This window comes from Bacteroides fragilis (assembly GCF_019583405.1).
Lineage (GTDB): Bacteria > Bacteroidota > Bacteroidia > Bacteroidales > Bacteroidaceae > Bacteroides > Bacteroides fragilis_B.
In genome coordinates, this window is the sequence record NZ_SZUU01000002.1 from 367,006 (window position 1) to 390,888 (window position 23,883).

The 23,883-nt window shown below is 46.2% G+C and carries 13 protein-coding genes; 2 read left to right on the forward strand and 11 right to left on the reverse strand.

The annotated features are described in order from the left end of the window. Positions 1-76: 76 nt before the first annotated feature. Positions 77-1,726: a beta-N-acetylhexosaminidase gene (locus FDF36_RS05875; protein ID WP_220390689.1), complete on the reverse strand. Its 1,650-nt coding sequence runs from the start codon at positions 1,724-1,726 to the stop codon at positions 77-79. 176 nt (positions 1,727-1,902) lie between these two features. On the opposite strand from FDF36_RS05875, the gene FDF36_RS05880 reads away from it, so the two are divergent. Beyond that, complete coding sequence (locus FDF36_RS05880) at positions 1,903-4,821, forward strand: ligand-binding sensor domain-containing protein (protein ID WP_220390690.1); 2,919 nt, start codon at positions 1,903-1,905, stop codon at positions 4,819-4,821. A gap of 82 nt (positions 4,822-4,903) precedes the next feature. On the opposite strand, the gene FDF36_RS05885 is transcribed toward FDF36_RS05880, so the two are convergent. Both FDF36_RS05885 and gpmA read right to left on the reverse strand, forming a co-directional pair. Beyond that, positions 4,904-5,956: a class I fructose-bisphosphate aldolase gene (locus FDF36_RS05885; RefSeq protein WP_220390691.1), complete on the reverse strand. Its 1,053-nt coding sequence runs from the start codon at positions 5,954-5,956 to the stop codon at positions 4,904-4,906. 155 nt (positions 5,957-6,111) lie between these two features. Next, a complete protein-coding gene (gpmA, locus tag FDF36_RS05890) occupies positions 6,112-6,858 on the reverse strand; it encodes a 2,3-diphosphoglycerate-dependent phosphoglycerate mutase (protein ID WP_220390692.1) in 747 nt (248 codons plus the stop codon). A 156-nt stretch (positions 6,859-7,014) separates the two neighbouring features. Here gpmA and FDF36_RS05895 point away from each other — a divergent pair, with 156 nt between their 5' ends. Beyond that, positions 7,015-9,357, forward strand: coding sequence for a PDZ domain-containing protein (locus FDF36_RS05895; protein ID WP_220390693.1), 2,343 nt, complete (start codon positions 7,015-7,017; stop codon positions 9,355-9,357). Positions 9,358-9,579: 222 nt separating this feature from the next. Here FDF36_RS05895 and FDF36_RS05900 read toward each other — a convergent pair whose 3' ends face one another. The 8 genes from FDF36_RS05900 to pulA form a co-directional block, all read right to left on the reverse strand. Further along, the gene (locus FDF36_RS05900) at positions 9,580-11,034 is read right to left on the reverse strand and encodes an ATP-binding cassette domain-containing protein (protein ID WP_220390694.1); all 1,455 of its coding nucleotides are present in this window, start codon (positions 11,032-11,034) and stop codon (positions 9,580-9,582) included. Between the two features lie 300 nt (positions 11,035-11,334). Further along, positions 11,335-12,849 carry an arylsulfatase gene (locus tag FDF36_RS05905; RefSeq protein WP_220390695.1) on the reverse strand — a complete coding sequence of 505 codons (1,515 nt, stop codon included), beginning with the start codon at positions 12,847-12,849 and terminating at the stop codon, positions 11,335-11,337. A gap of 15 nt (positions 12,850-12,864) precedes the next feature. Then, complete coding sequence (locus FDF36_RS05910; protein WP_220390696.1) at positions 12,865-14,421, reverse strand: beta-N-acetylhexosaminidase; 1,557 nt, start codon at positions 14,419-14,421, stop codon at positions 12,865-12,867. Positions 14,422-14,527: 106 nt separating this feature from the next. Further along, positions 14,528-16,393, reverse strand: a complete 1,866-nt coding sequence (locus tag FDF36_RS05915; RefSeq protein WP_220390697.1) for a RagB/SusD family nutrient uptake outer membrane protein — start codon at positions 16,391-16,393, stop codon at positions 14,528-14,530. Between the two features lie 14 nt (positions 16,394-16,407). Then, positions 16,408-19,845 carry a SusC/RagA family TonB-linked outer membrane protein gene (locus FDF36_RS05920; RefSeq protein ID WP_220390698.1) on the reverse strand — a complete coding sequence of 1,146 codons (3,438 nt, stop codon included), beginning with the start codon at positions 19,843-19,845 and terminating at the stop codon, positions 16,408-16,410. 137 nt (positions 19,846-19,982) lie between these two features. Next, positions 19,983-20,981, reverse strand: a complete 999-nt coding sequence (locus FDF36_RS05925; RefSeq protein ID WP_220390699.1) for a FecR family protein — start codon at positions 20,979-20,981, stop codon at positions 19,983-19,985. 88 nt (positions 20,982-21,069) lie between these two features. Then, positions 21,070-21,627, reverse strand: coding sequence for an RNA polymerase sigma-70 factor (locus FDF36_RS05930; RefSeq protein WP_220390700.1), 558 nt, complete (start codon positions 21,625-21,627; stop codon positions 21,070-21,072). Positions 21,628-21,867: 240 nt separating this feature from the next. Continuing rightward, entirely contained in the window at positions 21,868-23,868 is a 2,001-nt protein-coding gene (gene pulA / locus FDF36_RS05935; protein WP_220390701.1) for a type I pullulanase, read from the reverse strand. Positions 23,869-23,883: the final 15 nt, after the last annotated feature.

Consider the following 23,883-nt stretch of genomic DNA (forward strand, 5'->3'; position numbering starts at 1 on the left):
CACACAGATAAGTAATTAATTTCATTGATACGGAATTAAATAATCTGTGTTAATCCGTGTAATCTGTGGTGAACTTTTATTTATGAGTCTTCAAGGTATCCGCCGCGAATACATCTTCCCGATAACCATAATCCAGAGAAGAATAAATCTTCAGCATCTCGGGTAGGCGCTCCATGAAACGCTCAAAGTTCTTATGCTCCGGCAATGTCCATTGTATTTCGGACAAAGCAGCCATTCGGGGCAGAATCTGCCACTCCATCTTCGTTGAATCGGCTGTCCATTCGGTCCAGATACATCCTTGAGTACCAATCACAAACTTCTTTTCCGCATCGGTCAGTTCTACAGGTACCGGTTCAAAGTTGTATACACGGTTCATCCATTCGAATCCCGTCATTTTATTGATACGCGGATTACTGAAATAGAGCCGCTGAATAGGAGTCATAATGACATCATGATGCTGGCGGGCAGCTTCGATTCCTCCCTGGATTCCTCTCCATGACATGATAGTGGAGTTCGGAGTCAGACCTCCTTCCAATACCTCATCCCATCCCAGCATACGGCGTCCGTGAGCATTGATTTCTTTCTCCAGCTCGGACATGAAGTAGGTTTGCAACTGATTCTCTTTCGAATGTTTAGGCAGGGCTTTGATACCCAATTCCTTAATTTTAGCCTGACATTTGGGACACTTCTCCCAACGGCTTTTCGGACATTCGTCACCGCCGATATGAATATATTCGGAAGGGAAGATATCCATAATTTCATCCAATACATCTTTGGTGAACTGAAGTGTCTGGTCATTACCTGCACAGAGTACATCGGGGAAGACACCGAATGAGCAAAGTACTTTGTACGGACCACCTGTACATCCCAGTTCCGGATAAGAAGCCAGTGCAGCAGTGGTATGTCCCGGAAGGTCAATTTCGGGAACTACCGTAATGAAACGGTCGGCAGCATAGCGAACAATCTCACGAGCTTCGTCCTGTGTATAAAATCCGCTATGGGGCTTCCCGTCGAATTTCTTGGTTTCCCAATCGATAATGGTAGAGTCTCGTTTAGAACCGACCTCTGTCAGTTTGGGATATTTCTTGATTTCGATTCGCCATCCCTGATCTTCGGTCAGGTGCCAATGAAAGTAGTTGATGTTATGCAGTGCCATCAGGTCAATCATCTGCTTAAGGTAGCTGACCGGGAAGAAATGACGGCCTACATCGATCATGAATCCCCGGTAACGGAAGCGGGGAAAGTCGGTAACCGTACCAGCAGGAAGGGCAGCTGCCACCTTACCGTCTTTCAGGATCGGAAGAGCTTTATGAATGGTCTGAGTACCATAAAAGACACCGGCTTCACTGCCTCCCGTCAAGAGAACCTTTTCAGGAGTGATTTCAAGTTTATAACCTTCCGGATGCCCCATTGTGGAGTCTACAGCAAGAATAATGGCATTGCTGCTTTTCTCTTTGTCCGATACACGAACCTCAGTTCCGGTCATTTCCTTAATAAAAGCAGCCAGAAACTCAGCGGTGCGATGCATCTTTTCGTTAGTTGCCGGATAGACAATCGTAGTGCTGCGGTCGATAACAAAGGGAGTGGTGTCTTGGGCAAGGACAATCTCCTGGGGTTGAGGGATTACGTCCAAATTACCCTTTACGGTGGCTGCCGGGCGGCAGGCTGTGAATAGCACAACGGCAAACAAACCGGGAGCTAAACGGGATAGTAGTTTCTTGTTCATGGTTTAATTAATTAGAGTTACAAGGGAAGCCTCGCCCCCGCCTCTTCTTCCACAGAATCAGGAAGAGAAGACAGGCAGGAAAACAAGACAGTGCAAAGATAAGATTTTATTTCCATTTTTTTGGTCACGTCTATGCAAACTGTTACTTTTGCCGGTAACGTGATAGAAATACATCCATGAAAAACAATCCATATACCGGCTTTCTGACCTGGCTGACCGTACTTTTTACTGTCTGTTGCCTCCCGCTGAAAGCCAGCCATTACTACTATAAACAAATTTCCCTGAAGGAGGGACTTCCCTCTACCGTACGTTGTGTCTATACCGAGCCAAAAGGATTTGTATGGATAGGAACCAATGCAGGATTGGGACGATTTGACGGACAAAAGCTGAAAAAATATGTCCACCGGCAAGAGGACGTGCATTCGTTACCGCACAACTACATCCATCAAATTACCGAAGATATTCAACATAATATATGGATACTGACAGACGGTGGAATAGCGCAATATCGCAGGTCAAGTGACGATTTCGCCATTCCGCGAGACGATCGGGGGCATCCGATCCTCGCCTACTCTGCCTGCCTGACAGAACAAGGGGTAATCTTCGGCGGACGCAACCGCATCTATCGCTACGACTATGACAGCCGCTCGATAAAACTCCTGCTGGATTTTAGTTCCGATCCTTATTTCGCTATCTCCGCCATCAGTCGGTGGGACGAAGAGACGCTGCTCTGTTGCAGCCGTTGGCAAGGGCTCCGACTGATCAATCTCCGTTCGGGCGAACGCCGTTTCCCCCCTTTCGACTGCGGAAAGGAGATCATGGCACTCCTGATCGATTCTCACAACCGCATCTGGCTGGCTCCTTATAATGAAGGACTCCGCTGCTTCAACCCCGAAGGCCGACTGCTGGCCTCGTACACCACCGACAATTCCGGGCTCAGCAACAACGTGGTGCTGAGCATGGCTGAACGGGACTCACACATCTGGGTCGGTACAGACGGAGGAGGTATCAACATCATACACCCGGACAGCCATCGAATCACAGTACTCGAACATATTCCGGGAGATAATTATTCGCTTCCGGTTAACTCCATCTTGTCACTCTACAATGACAATTACAATAACATGTGGGCAGGCAGTATCCGCAAAGGATTGATCAATATCCGAGAAGTGTCCATGAAGACCTATACCGATGTCTTTCCCGGAAGCACCCAAGGTCTGAGTGACCCCACCGTGCTGAGTCTGTATCAAGACGAACCGAACGGACGAATCTGGATAGGTACGGATGGTGGGGGTGTCAACAGCCTCGACCCTGTCACCGAAGAGTTCCGTCACGACCGTTCTACCTGGGGTGACAAAGTGGTCTCGATCACCGGATTTACCCGAGAATCCATCCTTTTATCGGTCTTTTCCAAGGGATTGTTTGTTTATAACAAAGAGAACGGTAAGCGGAAACCGCTACCTATAGACCATCCCGACCTCAAACAATATATTTACTATAGCGGTATGGCGGTCAATATCTACCGGGACGAACCGGGCAGCGTACTTTTGTTGGCAGGACATACTTACCGGTATGACATCGGTTCGCAGAAAATACGCGTAGTAAATGAAGAAGAAGGTATGGAGATCGCAGGCAGTATGAATGCCATTGCGCATAACGAACGTTTCACTTACCTGCACGACAGTCGTACCCTCTACGAACTGGACCGAACCGGCAATAGGCTGAAAAAACTTTTCAGCTGCACGGGCGATACACTGCTCTACTCCGTTTCGATGGACGAAAAAGGTGATTTCTGGATAGGCAGCAATACAGGGTTGGGACAATACAGCATCCGGACCCGGCAATATCACCCATTGATCACTTCACTGTTCGGCGAAGCCAGTTCGGTGATATGTGATCATCGGGGAAAAGTATGGATTGGTGCAGACCACATGTTATTTGCCTGGATGCTGCAATCCCAGAAGTTCATTCTTTTCGGTGAATCGGACGGGGTCATTCCGAATGAATATCTTGCCAAGCCCCGGCTCGTCTCAGGGAAGGGTGAAGTCTATATGGGGGGTGTCAATGGGTTACTCTGTATCAATAACCGCTTCCCGGCAACTTCCTCCAACTATCCGGAAGTAGTACTGACCGATGTACGTGTAAACGGTGAATCGGCCACGAACCGGACGGCAGGAAATCCCGACAAACTCACCCTACCGCAAGACAGCCGGGCAATCACCCTACGCGTGATGTCTCACGAAGAAGACATCTTCCGGAAAAAAAGATACCGCTACCGGATAGACGGACTCAATGACGAACCGATCGAATCATACGATCCGGAACTGGTCATCCGCTCACTACCGGCAGGCAGCTACCGTATACAGGCTGCATGCAGTACTCAAAATGGCGACTGGACTCCCTTCCGTCCGATCCTGTCACTGACCATACTCCCTCCCTGGTACCGAAGCGGATGGTTCATCATCTGCCTGTTACTATTTGTGTCGGGAGGCATCACCGCTATCATCTTCGCCATTTTGCGCCGTAGGAAGAACCGGTTGAAATGGGAATTAAAAGAACGGGAATTACAGGAATATGAAGAAAAGATTCGATTCCTCGTCAATGTCAGCAATGAACTCCTCCCATCGTTCACCGAGAAGGGGGAACGGGAACTGCAAATCGTAGAACTGATACGTAACCGTCTCCGCAACGGCGAAAAAAGCAAAGCACCTGCCGAAATAGCAAGCAGTCCGAATATTGTCAAGGAGGAACTCAGCCAACCCGATGAAACTTTCCTGCGGAAGCTGAACCAGTTGATCACCGACCATCTGGACAGTCCCGAACTGGACGTCACATTCCTCTGCACGGAGATGGGGTTGAGCCGCGCCTCACTCTATAACAAACTAAAAGCAATGACCAATATGGGAGCCAACGATTACATCAATAAATTCCGTATGGAAAAGGCCATCCAACTGATATCAACCACCGATCTCACTTTCACAGAGATAGCAGAAAAGATAGGATTTACAACATCCCGCTATTTCAGTACATCATTTAAGCAATATACCGGAGAAACACCGACTCAGTATAAAGAGAAAATAAGGAAAAAGCAGTAAGGTGTAGCCATCCGCCAGTTAGGGTGTAGCCATCCGGACTGCATGGTTACACCCTGTCTGTCGGATAGCTACACCCTCTCTATCAGGCAATGGTGACAGACGCATCCAGATAGACATCCTGAATGGCGTGAAGTAACTCCACTCCTTCGTTCATGGGTTTCTGGAAAGCTTTACGTCCGCTGATCAATCCCATACCGCCGGCACGTTTGTTTACTACTGCCGTAACGACAGCATCCTTCAGGTCGGATGCTCCATGTGACTCTCCACCGGAGTTGATCAGCCCGACACGTCCCATATATCCATTGGCCACCTGATAGCGGCAAAGATCGATCGGATGGTCCGTAGTCAGCTCGGTATACATTCTTTCATCCGTCTTTCCGAAATGAATCGCTTTGAAACCACCATTGTTAGTCGGCAATTTCTGTTTTACGATATCGGCCTTGATGGTAACTCCCAGACGGTTGGCTTGTCCGGTAAGGTCAGCAGCCGCATGATAGTCTATACCATCTTTCTTGAACTCGTTGTTACGCAGATAACACCACAGGATGGTGGCCATACCCAGTTCATGCGCATAATCGAAAGCCTCAGCGATTTCCACCAATTGGCGGCGACTCTGTTCGGAACCGAAATAGATAGTAGCACCTACAGCCACTGCCCCCATTTCCCAAGCCTCCTTGACGGTGCCAAACAAAACCTGATCGTAAGTATTGGGATAAGACAACAACTCATTATGGTTCAGTTTTACTACAAACGGTATCTTATGCGCATATTTTCGGGCAACAGCACCCAGATTGCCGAAAGTGGATGCAACCGCATTACAACCGCCTTCGATGGCAAGCTTCACAATGTTTTCCGGATCGAAATAAATCGGATTCGGAGCGAACGAAGCTCCGGCCGTATGTTCGATGTCCTGATCGACCGGAAGAATGGATACATATCCGGTGTTTGCCAGACGACCATGCTCCAGCAATGTCTGCAAACTGCGCAAAGTCTGTATGTTACGGTCAGAGTCAATCCATATCTTATCGATTGTATCCGGTGACGGTACGTGAATCAGTGATTTATCAATGGTTTTGCAAGTGTGGTTCAGGTAATATTCAGCCTGATTTCCCAACAGTTCTATTATTTTATTCATAATTGTAATGGTTTTGAGTTTGATTCACCACAGAGGACACAGAGGACGCAGAGAATATCTTTCTCTTAAACATCCATATAAACAAGAGATTAAAACTCTGTGTCCTCTGTGGTGAACCTGATTCATTTTTATTCCTTTACGAGGTCTCTCTCCTCTTATTTTTTCTTTCCCTGGTTGGCAACCGCTTCCATCAACTTACGGATTTCTTCGGGATCACCCAGGAAATAGTCTTTTTCCAGATTCAGTTCGTCACTGAACTCAAATACGTAAGGGACGGCAGTCGGCAGATTCAGTTTTACGATCTCTTCATCGGAGATGTGCTTCAAGTGCTTGATGATGCCGCGCAAACTATTTCCGTGGGCAACAACCAGAATTTCATCAGCCGTTTTCAGATTCGGGAAGATGATACACTTCCAATAAGGCATGATACGTTCGATGGTATCTTTCAGAGATTCCGTCCGGGGAAGTTCCGCATCGGGTACTTCCTGATAACGATTCTCAAAGCGGGGATTTCTCGGATCGTCTTCCGACAGGGCATTAGGAGCTATATCATAACTCCTGCGCCAGATAAGCACCTGTTCATCCCCGTATTTGGCGGCTGTTTCGCTTTTGTTCAGTCCTTGCAGATCGCCGTAATGTTTTTCATTCAGGCGCCAGCTTTTCTCTACCGGAATCCAGTCCTGATCCATCCAGTCGAGTACGCAATTCAGCGTTTTCACCGCTCGTTTAAGGTATGACGTATAAGCTTTATCGAAGTTAAATCCATTCTCTTTCAGTAGTTCGCCTGCTTTACAAGCTTCGGCAATTCCTTTTTCTGTCAGATCGACATCTGTCCAACCGGTAAAACGGTTCTCTTTGTTCCATGCACTTTCTCCATGACGGAGCAATACAATCTTTTTCATTCAACTCTCCTTTCTTTAGGTGTTTACTATAGAACATTTGTACTGAGTACAAAGTTCACGAAACTTTTTCTAAATATCTATGCTGAAGTATGCTGAGAAAAGTTACCTTTGTGCACTGTAAGTAACCTTTTTATTTAATTCCTAAATGAACAACACATGAGAAAACTCTTTTTTCCATTACTACTATTCGTATCCGGTCTGCTATCCGCCCAAACAGAGATAACACTCTATGTATCACCTTCGGGCAGCGACCATCATCCCGGAACAGCGGAAAAGCCGATGGCTACTTTAGAATATGCCTGGAAAAAGGCCTCACGGCAGGCCGGCCGGCGTTCCATCACCATCTACTGCGAAGGCACCAACTACCTGTCCACTCCGATTCTTATCACAAACGAGACTTCGGGCACACCCGAACATCCGGTCCGTTTTTCTTCGTATCCCGGACAAAAGGCGGTCATCAGTGGTTCGCGTATACTCCGGAACCTGTGTTGGAAAGAGTATAAAAACGGTATCATGCAGGCCCAAGTGGAAGAAGAACTGATCCCCGACCAGCTCTTTGTGAACGGAAAAAAACAGATATCGGCACGGTATCCGAATTTTGATCCGAATATACGCATCTTCAACGGATATGCAGCTGACGCCTGCTCGCCCGAACGTGTGAAAAACTGGAGCAACCCCGCGGGAGGTTATCTGCACGCCATGCACAGCAGAGAATGGGGAGGCTACCAATACAGCATCGAAGGCAAAGACGCCAAGGGCGAACTGATACTGAAAGGCGGATTTCAGAACAACCGCCAGATGGGTATGCACGACACTTACCGCATGGTAGAAAACATCTTTGAAGAGTTGGATGCCGAAGGGGAATGGTATTTTGATAAAGAAACCCATACACTCTATTTCTATCCGCCACGAGAACTCAATCTGCAAACCGCCTTGTTCGAAGTGCCGCAGGTAGAAAGTCTCTTCGTCCTGAAAGGGAAACCCGGAAGTCCGGTCCGTCACGTATCCGTAGACCATTTAGAACTGACACAAACCCTGCGCACCTTTATGAAGACCGACGAACCCCTATTGCGCAGTGACTGGAAAATCTACCGGGGAGGAGCCCTGATGATTGAAAACGCCGAAGAGTGCTCCGTGACCGGATGTTGCCTGCACGACGTCGGAGGCAATGCCATCTTCTTCTCCAACTATAACCGCAACCACCGTGTCAGCCAAAATCACATCACCCGTGTAGGAGCCAGTGCCGTTTGCTTTGTCGGCTCTCCGGATGCTGTCCGCTCTCCCCTGTTCGAGTACGGAAAGTCACAAACCTGGGAGGAGATGGATAAAGGGACAGGCCCCCTCACCCCCGACTATCCCTCAGACTGTCTGGTGGACGACAATCTGATTCACTCGATCGGAGAGATAGAAAAGCAGGGAGCCGGTATCCAGCTATCTATGTCCGCACGAATCACCATCCGTAACAACAGTATTTACGACCTACCCCGTGCCGGCATCAACGTCAGTGAAGGTACCTGGGGAGGACATATGATAGAAGGAAACGATGTGTTCGACACCGTACTCGAGACAGGCGACCACGGGTCCTTCAACTCCTGGGGACGCGACCGCTATTGGCATCCCGACCGGAATGTGATGGATGAGTTCGCGAAAGAACATCCTCAAATGGTATTCCGGGACGCTACCGAAACGACTGTCATCCGCAACAACCGCTGGAGATGCGACCACGGATGGGACATCGATCTGGACGACGGTTCTTCCAACTATCACATCTACAACAACCTCTGCCTACACGGAGGATTGAAATTGCGCGAAGGCTTCGCACGAACGGTAGAAAACAACATTATGGTCAACAACACATTCCATCCGCACGTTTGGTTTGCAAACTCTCAAGACATTTTCCGTCACAACATCGTCACGACTCCCTATCGCCCCATTCAGGTAAATGAATGGGGAAAGGAAACAGACACTAACTTTTTTGTCACCGAGCAAGGACTGGAACAGGCGCAAAAGAGAGGGACGGACCTTCATTCACTTTACGGTGATCCGCTCTTCATCACTCCGGAAAAAGGAGACTACCGGGTAAGAGAAAATTCGCCTGCCTTGAAGACGGGTTTCCGGAATTTCGATATGGAGCATTTCGGCGTACAATGCCCACACCTGAAAGCTTTGGCGGCTACTCCGGAATTGCCGGTTTTCAAAATTCCGGAAGAAAAACCGGAGACGGTACAGACGTATTCGTGGAAGGGGTTAACCTTGAAAGAGGTGTCGACCGAAGGAGAACGTTCGGCCACGGGACTCGACAAAATACGAGGTATACTGGTAGTGCAGGTCGAAAAGGGAATAACCGCCCTGCAAGCCAATGACGTGATTCTGCGCATTAACGGCAAACCGGTAGATAACCGGACGGATATGGAAACCGAGATCCGGAAGTCACCCGAAGGCAATAAGTTCCGGATCATCTTCTTCCGAAATCAGAAAGAAAATGCGGTAACGATGTAAAGCAAGATACGGCTAAGGGCATCAGTGGAGCCCGTTTCGGCGAAGGACACCCATCACGCATACGGGCATGCCTGCCTTTTAAACCAAAGGACCGTAGGTTTGAAAGGCAGGAGGCGTTGGTTTAAAAGATAACAGAGTGTATATCACCATGCGCCACAGAAAAAGATTGATCCACTGATAAACAACAGTATACCCTCAAACAGGCGTTGCCGCCCGTCACGCTCAACGATTTCTTTTCAGAAAAAGGCGGTCGGTGATGGTAGAAGGAAGTTCCGATTCGTAATGGGTTACCATAATCATCGTCTTGTCCTGCCGACGGCAAAAAGCTTCGATAATCTTTTTCACCCGCCGGCGATTGTACGTATCGAGTCCGTGCAGCGGCTCGTCCAGAATAAGCAATTCCGGATCTTTCACAAAAGCACGGGCCAATAATGCCAGGCGCTGCTCACCGCTCGACAGCTGAAGAAAAGGTTTGTCCTTCAGAGCCGCAATGCCGAACACATCCATCCACCACTCGCAGGCAGCCATCTGGCTTTCCTGCGGGCGTTTGTACAAACCGATGCTGTCATGCAATCCGGAAGCCACAATCTCAATGGCCGGCAGATTTTTGAGATAGGCACGGTGCATTTCGGGACTGACGTAACCGATGTGTTTTTTAATCTCCCAAATGCTTTCGCCCGTACCCCGCTTGCGTCCGAAAAGACTGATGTCACAGGCGTACGACTGAGGGTTGTCCGCACAAACCAAGCTGAGCAGTGTAGATTTACCGGCACCGTTTTCTCCACTCAATGCCCACTTTTCACCCCGGCGGACTGTCCAGTCGAGCTCCTTCAGGATGGTGCGGTCATCATAACGAATACTTACCTTATTTAATTTTACCACCTCTTCGGAGTCATAGTTTGCTCCGTCATAAGGTAATCCGGCTATACGCTGTTGCAGTGCGTCCAGAACTTCGGCCTCATTGGTCACACAAAATGAAGCCAGATAAGCCTCCCTTTCCATTTTCGGAAGCACGTGCAGGTCTTCTACCGGAATCACATGGGTAATGAACGAAGGGATATCATCGAGCATCGAAAGCACAAGAATGATTTGCACGGATGACAAGCGGGTGAGACGTTCGAGCAGCGAGAAAAGCAATTCACGGGTAGGCGCATCCAAACCGATAAAAGGATTGTCCATAATCAATACCCGAGGAGCTGTCAGGAGGGTTTTAGTCAGTTGAAATTTACGTAATTCGCCACTGGAAAGAAGGATGATCTTCTTGTCCAACAATGGCTCGATGTGGAAGAGTTCGAACAATTCCTCTTTCAGTCTTTCATCCTTGATCTCTCCCAACATCTCCCGCACAGAGGGGGCATCTTCCTGATCGTGGGCATTCCAGCGTTGCTGATAGTAATAGTTGGCATCCGCCGCCCCGTAGGTGTCACGGAAAGCAATATATTTCACGTTATCATATACCGTCCGGGTAGAAGAAGGAGAAAAATCGTAGTCCAATGTACCCTCACGCAAAGGATATTTACCCAAAAGCGTGTCTACAAACAAGCTTTTCCCTCCCCCATTGGGTCCTACGATAGCGATATGTTCGCCGGTAGCGATTTGTACTGTGACTGGTTGTGCCAAACGCACAAGCGGGTTGCGTGCCACGCCACCCGCTATACTGAATGTGTATTGTTCCATGATCCTATTTCATTATTGGGCGGGGCAAAATTATACCAAAATCCGCACAAAGAGACAGAATAAGGGTAAAAAATCAATCGGAGGGGCATATTTATACGCTTTTATACGTCTTCGGCGGCCTCTGCTGATCTTTCCGGAAGGGGATGCGTCGAAACTTTTCTTACCACAGAGTAACACAGAGCCTTTTCACCAATAATCAATAACTTAAATCGCCTCTGTGCTACTCTTCGCCCTCTGTGGTGAGTTTTGACAACCTCCACGAACTCACCTTCCCGTAAGGCTTCGGACGATCGCGGCCGATCAGAACTTGAATTTGGGGTTCTCCGGTTCGGTGTGCGACTCTTCCATCAGCTTCGTCAGCTTGCGGACGATATCGGGATGTTCGGCAGCCACATCATGTTCTTCCCTGAGATCACTCTCCAAGTCATAAAGTTCCATTGTAGAGTTGCCCTTACGGATGTTGTTGACAATTCCTTTCCACTTACCCATGCGAATGGCTTTGAGACCGATCACCGGATCGGGATATTCCCAATACAGGTATGCATGTTCTTTCTGTTCTCCGGTCTTGCCGAGCAGAGTGGGTAGGAAACTGATTCCGTCAGTCGGCGGACAATCAACCTTCGCAATATCCGCCAAGGTAGGCATCACATCCTGAAATCCGCAGATATGGTCGGTCTGAGTGGAAGGCTTGATCTTTCCGGGCCAAGTAACGATGGCGGGTATCCGTATTCCGCCTTCATGTACAAAACATTTTCCCCAGCCATACTCCGACTTGAAAAGGCCTCCACTATTGAACCATGGCGAATCGCTTCCACCGTTAAAGGTCGGACCGTTATCGGAAGTGAACATGATGATAGTATTGTCATACAAATGATCTGCCTTGAGTTTCTCTATCAATCTGCCTATCTGTTCGTCGAAGTAACTGATCATGGCAGCATAAGTAGCATGCGGATACCGACAAGGCATATATCCGGCTTTCCCGGTGTAAGGCGCCTCGTCTCCAAACTTTTCGACATAGTGTTTCACCCATTTCTCCGGTGCCTGTAATGACACATGCGGAAGCGGAGTAGTCCACATCAAAAAGAAAGGCTTCTTCTTGTTCTGTCCGACAAACGAAATCAGCTCATCAAAAATAAGGTCATTGGCATACTCCTTCTGTGAAAATTTGGCATAACTGGCTTCATCGCGGGGATCTGTTCCGGGATCCAACCGGGCAGTGTGAGGGTCGAGCACTTTATTGTTCAGATATACACGGTCTTCATCCTTATACAGAAAGGCCGGATAGTAACTGTGCGCTTGCCGCTGACAGTTATATCCGTAAAAACTGTCGAATCCCTGTTTATTGGGAGTACCCTCCGATCCCGGAGCACCCAATCCCCATTTCCCGTAACATCCGGTGACATACCCCGCCTGCTGCATCATCCTTCCGATAGTCATCGTATTGGCCTTCAGAGGATACTGTCCCTCCAGACTCGGATGCACATACATGGAGTCATAGTTCATGATAGCTCCCCGGTATGCCATTTCATCATTGGCCCGTATCTGTGCATGTCCCGAATGCATACCTGTCATCAGCACACAGCGTGCCGGTGCCGAAACAGGCGATCCGGTATAGTGCTGGGTGAAACTGATGCCGTCTTTACACAAACGGTCGATGTTCGGCGTTTCTATTTTCTCCGAACCATAACAACCGATATCCCCGTAACCCAAATCATCCATAATGATATATATGACATTGGGTCGAGATTCTTTCACCTGGCTTTTGGCCGATAAAGCAAATATAGATAGTCCGATATAGATTTCTATTCTTTTCATGATTGGTTTCTTTTTTTAGTCCCATTTATAGTTTACATCTACCTCTTTTTTCAAGGCAGGACCGAATGCATATCCCTGCCGTTCGAACCATGGCTGTTTCAGAAGAACTTTACCGTAAAACTCATCGAAACTTAACGGTTTGCCGGAATACCACATTTGTTCGGCAAGTGCGAGAATACGCGGAAAGACACGACGGTCAATCCTATCTTCCGTCACTCCATCGTCTGTCCACAATGCAGAACTCATTCCGAGGATCAGTGGATTTTCTTCCTGCCGCCTATAGGACGGATTATGCAGATATACGTCCTCCAGATCGAAAGTGCGGTCCTTGTCGTATCCCCTCCAAGGAGTTAGGGGAAAGTTGAGATAGGTGTAATAGTTCGTACCGCAAATCACCGGGTAATTATGCCTGACAGCGTTCTTCAAAGCCAGATCCTTATGTCCTCTCCAGTTCCACCACTGTATAACCACATTATCCGGCAACGGATAACCGTCTTTATAAATCACATCTCCCCAAAAGATTGCCTTTCGCCCTTTCCGCTTCAGGTAATCTGCCATTTGGGCCGAAAACCATAATTGCAGGTCATGGCTACCCTTTAATTTTTCTTTCGCAATCCGTGCCTGGCAATCCATACATTTATCCCAGTTTCCTTTAGGTGCTTCATCGCCTCCGAGATGAATATAGACGGACGGAAACATCCGGCACACTTCGTCCAGTACATTCTGCAGGAAAGTGAGTGTATTATCTTTGCCCGCGCAAAAAATATTCTGTGTAAAACCGCTTTGGGGTACTTTCACCGGAATGTTGAAACATCCCAACCCAGGATACGCATTGAGCGCCGCCTCGGCATGTCCGGGCATGTCGATCTCGGGAACAACCGTAATGCCTCGATCCGCCGCATAGCCGACAATCTCTTTCACCTCTTCCTGAGAGTAGAAGCCCTGTTGCTCCGGTCCCTGTCCTACGAAAGCTCCGATCCGAGTCAGGAGCGGATAGCGTTTTATCTCGATACGCCAGCCGAGGCCCTCGGTCAGATGCCAATGAAAATAATTCATTTTCAGCATCGAAGCCATATCGATATACTTCTTGATGGTAGAGACCTTCTGGTACTGACGTCCCGAATCCAGCATAAAGCTACGCCATTTCACCCGCGGAAAGTCAGTAATTTCTACACAAGGGAATATCAGCTTGTTTCCTTCCCGTATACTCCATTGTCTCAGGCTCTGAATGGCATAAATAAAACCGGCGTTATCTGCCGCACAAACAGTTATTTTCGCAGGAGTAACAAGAATGCGATATCCCTCTGCCGGAAGTGTAGTATCTTTCTCCCAGCAGATTTGGCTATACTCCTTCTCTCCACACCATTCCATATCACTTTCCGGTATCAGTTTTTCATAAAACAAACGTAGGAAAGAAGCGGAAGTATCTTGAGCATGCATCCGTATGGCGCCTTGGAACTGCAACTGTCCATTGGCTTTTTCAAGGTAGTCAGGTGTAGGCAAGATGATTTGTCCGCATAGGCGGATGGCGTGCGAACCGAGGAAAAACAGTATTAAAATCAGGTATTTCATTTAAACATAGTATTTATAGTGTGACAAGAAACAGCCCAAAGATAAGAATTTCTACGGACAGTCTCTTATCACACGGTTAAAACCATTTGTCAATCAGGAAAAGTTCCTACTTTACTCCGTCATCCCAACCCGGATTTTGGGTTAACTGAGGATTCAGCACCCTTTCATTACGTGGAATAGGATTCAGATAATAATATTCGGACCAAGTATGGGTTTGTACAGGATGGAATTCAAGATATCCCTCTACACCTCCTCCGTCAATCGTCACCTTCGTTCCGGCCGGAAAATCCGATGCTTTGACGTACATACCCAGCTTCTTCTTTAATGCGTAATGGCACTTTTTCCACCTCCGCAGATCATCAAACCTGAACCCTTCGGAGAATAACTCGATACGCCGTTCGCGACGGACCTCCCACAATAAAGGATCGACAGCATAATCACCCGGATAAGAAGGGTCTCCCAAATCACGTTTAGGATCGAAACCGGCATTGATTTCCGCCACCTTCATAGACGCTACGTTGGCACGGCTACGCAGTTTATTGATCGTCTGATCGGCTACCGACTGATCGAATTCACCCAACTCACACATTGCCTCGGCATAATTCAGCATCACCTCTTCCACCCTGAACAGTGGCATATCGGTCTCTTCATTTCGCTGCGATCCCATCGACAGGTAAGTACAATAATACTTCCAATTATTATACCCAAATGCAGACTTGTACCAAGGCTGATTCTCCAAATAGAAATCGAAATGTGGAACTGCTCCCAGAATACCTCCGTCATACCCTTGGCGGAAAGGCAGTGTCTTCTGTCTCTCTTTGCCACTTCCATACCCTATTCCTAACCGGATATTCAAGCTATCGATGAAACTCCTGTCCTTAGCGACATCGGTGAACTTCCACTTGTTACCCCACGCATCGGTAGAAGCCGAACGATCTACTCTGAAAGGAGGGGTCACTTGCAGCCAAAGTCGATGATCCCGGCAACTGAACTCACTGTACATATCTTTGTCTCCTTGGAAAAGCGGACTGTTCCAACGGGTTTTACCATCCGAACAAAGATAACTGTCCACCAAATCACGGGTCGGATTATAGTAAGACGCTCCGGTTGTTCCTCCAATGCTGACAGCATGTACAACATTTTCCGCATTTGAGAACTCACGATAGAGTATAACTCCCGGTACGTCTTTCAAATCAAGCGAACAAAACAGATCGTCGTAGTTGTTGCAAATTTCCGGATAAGACTTCATGACCTCGGCAGACACCCGTTTACATTCTTTCAGATAAATATCGGCATCATTCAATCCGTGATACCGCCTCCATGTGCCTTCAAAAATACAAAAACGGGACATAAAAGCCTGTACGACAGCTCTATTAATCGTATTTTCGCCATCACCATTGACGTTGATATGTTGTTCGGCATATTGCAGATCCTCAAGGATATGCTTCGCTATTTCGTCTCTGGAAGCACGGGGACCATTGATCAACTCCGTATCATTATCACTCAGTACCCGGTCAATCCAAGGTATCCCGCCGTAAGCGGACAACAGTGAGAAGTAGCGGTATGAACGAAAGAAGTATCCGACACTTTTCCAATGCGCTTTCTCTACTTCAGTCATTTGAGAAGCGTCTATACGCCCCAGCATCAGATTGACACGGCGGATAAAGCCATAATAGTTCCAAGCTGTGCCGTCACGCTTATCGGGCACAGTAACCAGCCCCCTGATCCAGTTGCTTTCGCTGCTTCCCCGCGTTTGATTGTATGAAATGTCATCCGTCGAAGTATCACCATATCCTAATGTAGGAAGTGTTTCATACAGTCCCCAAGCATACGCCTTGAAGTTATCATACGTCACAAAGGCCGTCTCTTCCGTCGGATTGCCCAACGGATACCTTTCCATAAAATCATTGTTCAAGCAACCGGTCAAAGCGATCGCACAGAATATAAACAGGGCAAATGTATATTTCTTCATACTATTTCGGTTATTTAGAATGTGACATTAAATCCAAGTGAAAATTTCTTCATAAACGGGTATTCCCATGCTCCCTTTGAAAGCATATCCGACTCTAAGCCCTCCGGCAAATGATCCCATGTATGAAGGTTCTCCCCACTAAAAAAGACCTTGACTTCGTCAAAGTAAATCTGCTTAGTCCATACCTTAGGCAATGTATAGGATAAAGTGATGTTTTGCAGTTTCACATAAGCCGCATTGGCCAGATATTTGGTTTGCTTCCAGCGGTTCGTAGCGGTATTCACACCATTGTTTGCATATACTCTCGGAAAATAAGCATCCGTATGCTCTGGTGTCCAGAAATTAAGAGTTTCTTTAAACAAACTTCCCCATGTAGCGGTAGGCCATGCAATCTGATCGGTACGCCAAAAGTCGCGTTTGCCCACACCACGAAGGAAAATGGAAAGATCAAATCCCTTCCAACTCAAGCCTGCGTTGATGCCATAATGGAAACGCGGCGTAGAGTTACCGATAATACGTTGGTCGCCCGGATCGTCCGCTGTCCCTTTTCCACTCCAAATGGTAGTGGCATCATCATCAAAATTCTTATAAAGCACATCTCCCGGATACACTTTCCCAGCTCCTTTAGGGATAGGAATGCCTTCTTTAAGAGTTCCATCGGCATTGAAATCGTCTTCTCTATAAAAACGATCGGTCACATATCCCCAGATTTCACCAATCTTCTGCCCTTTCCGATAAGTACCCAACAAATTGGTTTCATTGTTGAACTTGGTAATCTCGCTCTGCGAATCGTAAAGGTTGAATCCGATACGGTAACTGAAATCTTTAATGCGGTCTCTCCAGTTGAGTTCCAGTTCCCAACCATAGGTTTTCAGATCTGCGGCATTTTGCTTGGCAGCAGCTACTCCCACCACCCAAGGCAAATCCATACCCGGCGCCAACATTCCTTTCGTATCACGCCGATACCAGTCGAAAGTCCCGTTCAACCTGTTATCAAAAAATCCGAAGTCGACACCGAAGTCAAGCGTATATACTTTCTCCCAGGTAAACGCACTGCTGACCATCGGCGGCGTAGAGAGAGTCGTAGGTTTTTTACCGCCTACCAACCAATTAGTTAATCCCGGAGCCATTTCCGGTATATACGGATAATTGTCCGGCGAGCCATCAGACAGCAAGATAATCTGATTTCCTATCGATCCCCAAGATGCACGGAACTTTAAATTAGACAGAACACTCCGGGTTCCTGCCATAAAAGACTCTTCCGATATGCGCCATCCTCCCGAGAAAGAAGGGAAAAAACCAAACCGATTGTTTTTAGGGAAACGTGAAGTTCCGTCATAACGTCCGTTGGCTTCAACCATGTAACGGTCTTTGTACGAATAGTTAACACGGTAAAAGAGTCCCCTAAGGGCATATTCATTGAATGTGTCTGTAGCCGTTGTAGTTCCGGTAGCTCCCGATATGGACGGCAGGTTGCTCAATAATACATCTTTTCTTTCCGTCCACTGTGATTCGGCGTGATTCTCTTCCTGATTGAATCCCCCCATCACCCCTATATTATGATTGCCTATTGAAAAATCGTAATTTGCAAAAATGTTGATCGCATTGTAGTTGTTAAATCCCTGAGTCAGAGCATACCGGGTATTTTCCGTATTATTCAGGATACCAGTAAAATTCATTCCTATGTATTTATACTGGTTCACATACATACGGTTGTAATTTGTCACCCTATTGTATGTATATTCACCTGTTATCTTCAAGTTCTTCAGAGGTGAAATAATAATGCGTCCCAAGGCTCTAAAGTCAGTTTTTTTAACGATACGCGGTTCCCCATAGCGAATATAAGTAGCGGAAGTTTCAGCGGGATAAGTAATCCCGTCCACTTCATAAGGCGAGATATTCTGATAAGAAGGAAGCTGCATGGCACTTCCCCAGACTCCATTCCTTCCGCCTTGTTCCACTTTGTTCTGAGTAGAATTAGCATACCGTATATCCAACTGAGTTGTCAGCCATTTGTTGACCTCCACACTAAGAAAACTCGACAGATTGGCACGTTCATACCGGTCCTTATCCGTAATCAGGATTCCGTCTTCATTGGTATATCCCAAACCGATACGGTAATTCGTTCTGGAACCTCCGCCCGAAACCGAGAAGCTATGGTTTTGCATAAAACCATAATTTTCCATCATATCCGCAAACATGTCGTTTTCTCTCATCAGGAACAGATTTCCTTTTTCATCGAAAATGTAGCCTTGAGGATATTTAGAAGGATTATCCATATAATCACGTACATACGTTTCCCACTGAGGTATATTCTTGCCATCCACATATGTATCATTGGGCCATCCCATTTCTTTATATGCCAATACGGACTCCAACGGGTTTGCTTTTTGAGGTAATTCCAATGCTTTGGAGAACGAGAAATTATTATTATAATTGAATTTAGGCGCCATATCCTTTTTGCCTTGTTTAGTAGTAATAAGGATCACTCCAAATGCCGCACGTGCCCCGTAAATGGCTGCAGAAGCAGCATCCTTCAAAACAGAAACCGATTCTATATCCTGCGGATCAATCATATTTATATCCATCGGTACATTATTGACCAACACCAACGGACCACCACCGTTGATAGAAGTGGTTCCACGAATATTATACGATAGATTGTCACCGGGCGTACCGGTTGCACCTTCAATTTTTAATCCGGGAACAACTCCCTGCAGGGCCGCCGTAATATTCGCTATCGGACGATCTCCTAATGTTTCCTGCACATTAACAGCTGTAACCGCTCCCGTCAGATTGACCTTCTTTTGTGTTCCGAAGCCGACAACCACTACTTCATCCATCAATTGTGAATCTTCTTTCAACTGAATAACGATTTGAGTTTTTCCATTGATACTGACCTCTTGCGGCAAATAACCGATATAAGTAACCTGCAACTTACTGTTTTCAGGGACCTCCAATGAAAATTCTCCTTCAAGATTGGTGATCGTGGCCTGCTTACCACCTACGGCAAGTACATTTGCTCCTATAAGAGGTTCACCCGTAACACCCGTAACTTTACCAGTTATCTTTTTCATTTGAGCAGCTTGCCTGGCAACAGCTTTCTCTTTTTTCTGCTCAACGGGAGTAATAACAATATGCTCAGCCTCATAACGGCAAGTAAATCCGGTATTTCTCAAAAGAGCATCCATTACAAAGGACAGTTCCTTGTCTACAAAGTTCTCTTTAATCTTCTTATTTACATCCAGTCTGGTCTGATTGTATGTAATACTCAGTTGAGTCTGTAGCTCTATCTGTTCGAATACTTTTTGCAAAGATTGATTGTTGCCGTATACACTTATCCGCTGATTTTGCCCGTACGCAGTGTTATAAATGCATAAAGCGAGAAGTAAAAGGACTATTTTATGAATTTTTACGGATAGAATATTCCTTAAATTGATTTTTAATTTCATAATTTTGTAAGTTAATCAATTAATACTGTTTAAAGTCTCTAAAGGTTAAAAAGTTTTTGATTGATTTCGGGGATCGGAAATGGGTGTGGTAATTTGTTTCCGGTTCCCTTTTTTGCATATAATTGTTCTCCTTTCTTTTACTTTATCGGACAAATTGATATGGATTCGTCCTTCTCCACTTTATAAGTGATGCCTCCGACTGTTTTTGTCACAATATCCAAAACATGGAAAATATCATCACGATGTTTAAACTTTATTGTATAAAGATCCGAATTGATCCGGTTCGATTCCGTCAGATCAGACGATAAATGAATAGATACTGCATAGCTTCTTTCCAGTGTTCTCAGGATTTCCCTGAGCGACTGGGAAATAAAGTTCATTTCTCCTCTTATCCAACCCGAATAAACTGAAGCATCTATATCTATCTTATTGAATTTGCCACTTTTATTTTCATAATCAAGCTGTTGATTGGGCTCTAAAGTAATAAAACTGTCAGGCTGATTTTTCTTTCTTACAGCAACAGAACCTGATTCCAATGTAGTAATTGTCCTTTTATCAAAGGGATATGCCTGCAAATTAAACTGAGTGCCCAGCACACAGATGTCCAGATGGTCAGTTGCTACCACAAAAGGAAGCTTCTTATCAGGAACTACCGCAAAGTGCCCTTCTCCAGAAAGATATACAGAACGGGTATCACCGGTAAAATGTGTGGGATACAGAAATATGGATCCGGAATTCAAAGTGATAATCGAACCATCCGGTAAGGTGACCTGTTTTTGCTCTCCTTTAGGAACGATACATTCCACAAAACGGATTTCTTGCGTATGATGTTCCACATACATATAGGCCATTACAATAGATATTAACGGAATAAAAAGAAAAACCGCTATATATGCCCACCGATATAAATAGGCCGGTCTGCCTGAAGAAAAGCCTGCTCTTTTTTGAAACTTACGTAAAGAATGCCAAGTATCGGCATCTGCCTCAGACCGATATCCGTCCCACATCTGATGGAGTGCTTTGTCTTTCCGTTCCCTGCCGGAGGGATCAATGAGCCATGTCCACACTTTGTTTTTAAGCTCCGGACTGGCTGTAAAAGCCATAAAGTTGCGTATAATTTTATATGAGTCAGACATAGTATATTTTATGGGTTACGTATATAAGATACGTAACTCCTCAAACACACACAGTCCAGAATTTTTTTTTTCTGGTAAACCACTAAGTTTATACAATAGTAGCCATAATAACCAGAAGCAATATCTTGCGTATATCGGCCAAAGCCTGGGTCAGATGATTCTCAACTGTACGCTTACTAATATTTAGTTGACGGGCTATTTTTTCATTACTAAGTCCCTGTTCTCGGCTCATCCGGTATATCTTTCTTCTTTGGGCAGGCATTCTTTCCACAGCGATGGCTATGATTAGTTCCAACTCCTTTGCATCAAGTTCCGCCTCTGTTTCACAATGTTCCGGATGATCACCCGATGTTTGCCAAGATTGATAATTCTGAAATAGAAGGGATCGTTCAATATGTCGGAAAACTGCATTCCGAGCAATACGGAACAGGTATGCATCCAGATTGTCTATTAATTTCAAGTTTCTCCGATTCTGCCACAACAATGTAAAAATATCCTGCGAGAGATCCTCCGCCTCTTCAGCATTCTGCAGCAAACCATTAATAAATCCTTTGATTCGGGGATAATAATCCAGAAAAAAAGCCTCAAATTTTTGGGGACTTTCCAGACTATCGGTATCAGACGGAAACTTCCTTGTAAATTTCATTATACAGATATTTTAAGATCGCTCTATGCATACATATCCCACGAATTAGGAGAGTATTTTAGAGATAATCAATTTAGGTTAACTTTATATTGGTTTTGCATACCCACAAAGTTATTATAATCAGAATTTACCACGAATTACACAGATGATCACAGATATCTTACATTGGCCATAAGCCATTTATTTTTCATTTGTGTGAATCAATGTAATCCGTGGTGAGAAAGGCTTTCACAAAGCCCTCTACTGATGAATGATCAGTGCAGACTGTGCCGGAATCGTTACCTCAGGTCCGTATAGCAAGCCTAATCCTCTTTCATCAATCACACCATCTTTGCATACGACAGTGTATTTACCTTCAGGTATTGTCAGTTTAGCCGGAACAGAACGGGCATTGAGTGCCACGATAATGTTATCCCAAGCATCTCCGTTAGCATGGTCTTTCAGGCAGAAAGCCACCAAATTACCACCATCTACCGGAAGAAATTCCAGATGTTTACGCACCATCTCCGCATCACCCATACGGAAAGCAGGATGGGCCTTACGAAGACTGATTAGACGTTTATAGTAAGTGAAGACATCTTCATGAAGAGTTTTGCGATTCCAATCGATAGCATTAATGGAGTCTGGGCTTTCAAAACTGTTATGCACCCCTTTCTTATCGCGCATCACCTCTTCACCGGCATAAATGAACGGAATGCCTTGCGAAGTAAACACCGCCGTCTGCGCCAATTTATCGAGCCGTGAGAGCTGTTCGGGAGTGATATCGGGAATGCTCGACTTCAGGCGGTCTACAAGGCACATATCGTCATGACAAGACACGTAGCTGATCATCTGAATCGGCTGGGCAGCCCAAGGGGCTTTGCTGTAATTCACAGAGTCGTTATTGATTTGAGGATGACGGATGGCTCCGACAATTCCGAATTTAACGCTTTCTTCTTCCCCGGGAATTCCGGCCAGGAACGCCCCTTTATGGTTATCATTAAAAGGCCCGCGCAATGCATCACGCATTTCATCAGAAAAGGCAGCAATACCCGGCATTTCGTAAGTATTGGCCTTCATAGCCAGTGAATCGCCCGGATACTGAGGTGCTTCCGCAGCCCAACCTTCACCATAAATAATAATAGAGGGGTCGACAGCACTGACCGCTTTACGGATTTCATTCATCGTCTCGATGTCATGAATGCCCATCAAGTCGAAGCGGAAACCATCGATATGGTATTCCTTAATCCAGTGGAGTACGGATTCAATCATAAATTTACGCATCATCGGACGATTGCTGGCCGTCTCGTTACCACAAGCCGAACCATTGGCCAACGAGCCGTCCGGTTTCTGACGATAAAAATAACCAGGCACCGTACGTTCGAAATTACTGCCATCGGTGTTGTATGTATGATTGTATACCACATCGAGCACTACCCGTATACCGGCCTTGTGCAGTGCCTGTACCATCTGCTTAAACTCACGAATGCGCACAGCCGGATCATAAGGATCAGTAGCATATGAACCATCGGGTACATTGTAGTTCTGTGGATCATATCCCCAATTATATTTATTTTCATTCAATTTGGTTTCGTCAACCGAAGCATAATCATAAGACGGGAGGAGATGAACATGTGTTATCCCCAGTTCGATCAAGTGATCAATTCCGGTTAGCAACTTGGCGGGGTTCATCGTACCGTGTTCTGTCAATGCCAGAAACTTTCCCTTATGCTGAATCCCCGATGTAGAATCGACCGAAAAATCACGGTGATGCATTTCATAAATGACTGCATCGGCCGGAGATTTCAACGGTGGTCGCTGATCTTTTTCCCAACCTTGCGGATCGGTGGATTTCAGGTCAATAATGGCTGCACGTTTTCCATTCACCCCTACCGCTTTGGCATTGATACCGGGCGTATCGCCCATCCATTTATCCTTCACCTTAACATTGAATGTATAGAATTTCCCCATCAGATCTTTACTGACCATTACCGTCCAAGTGCCTTCTTCACCCGGCTCCATGGAAATCGTTTCGTAAGCATGCCCACCTTCACCCGAGTCGAACAACATCAGGCGGACTTCATCGGCAGTAGGTGCCCAAAGGGTAAACTTGGTAGACTCCGGTGAATATTCCATCTCCGTGAGGCTGCCCGAACGTACCGGATATAATTCGTAAGACGCATATTCTTTCTTGGCGGGAGTACAACTCACTACAGCTGTAGCCGCTGTCACTCCGATAAAGGCAAGATAGTTCATTTTCATGTTTTTCTCTTATAT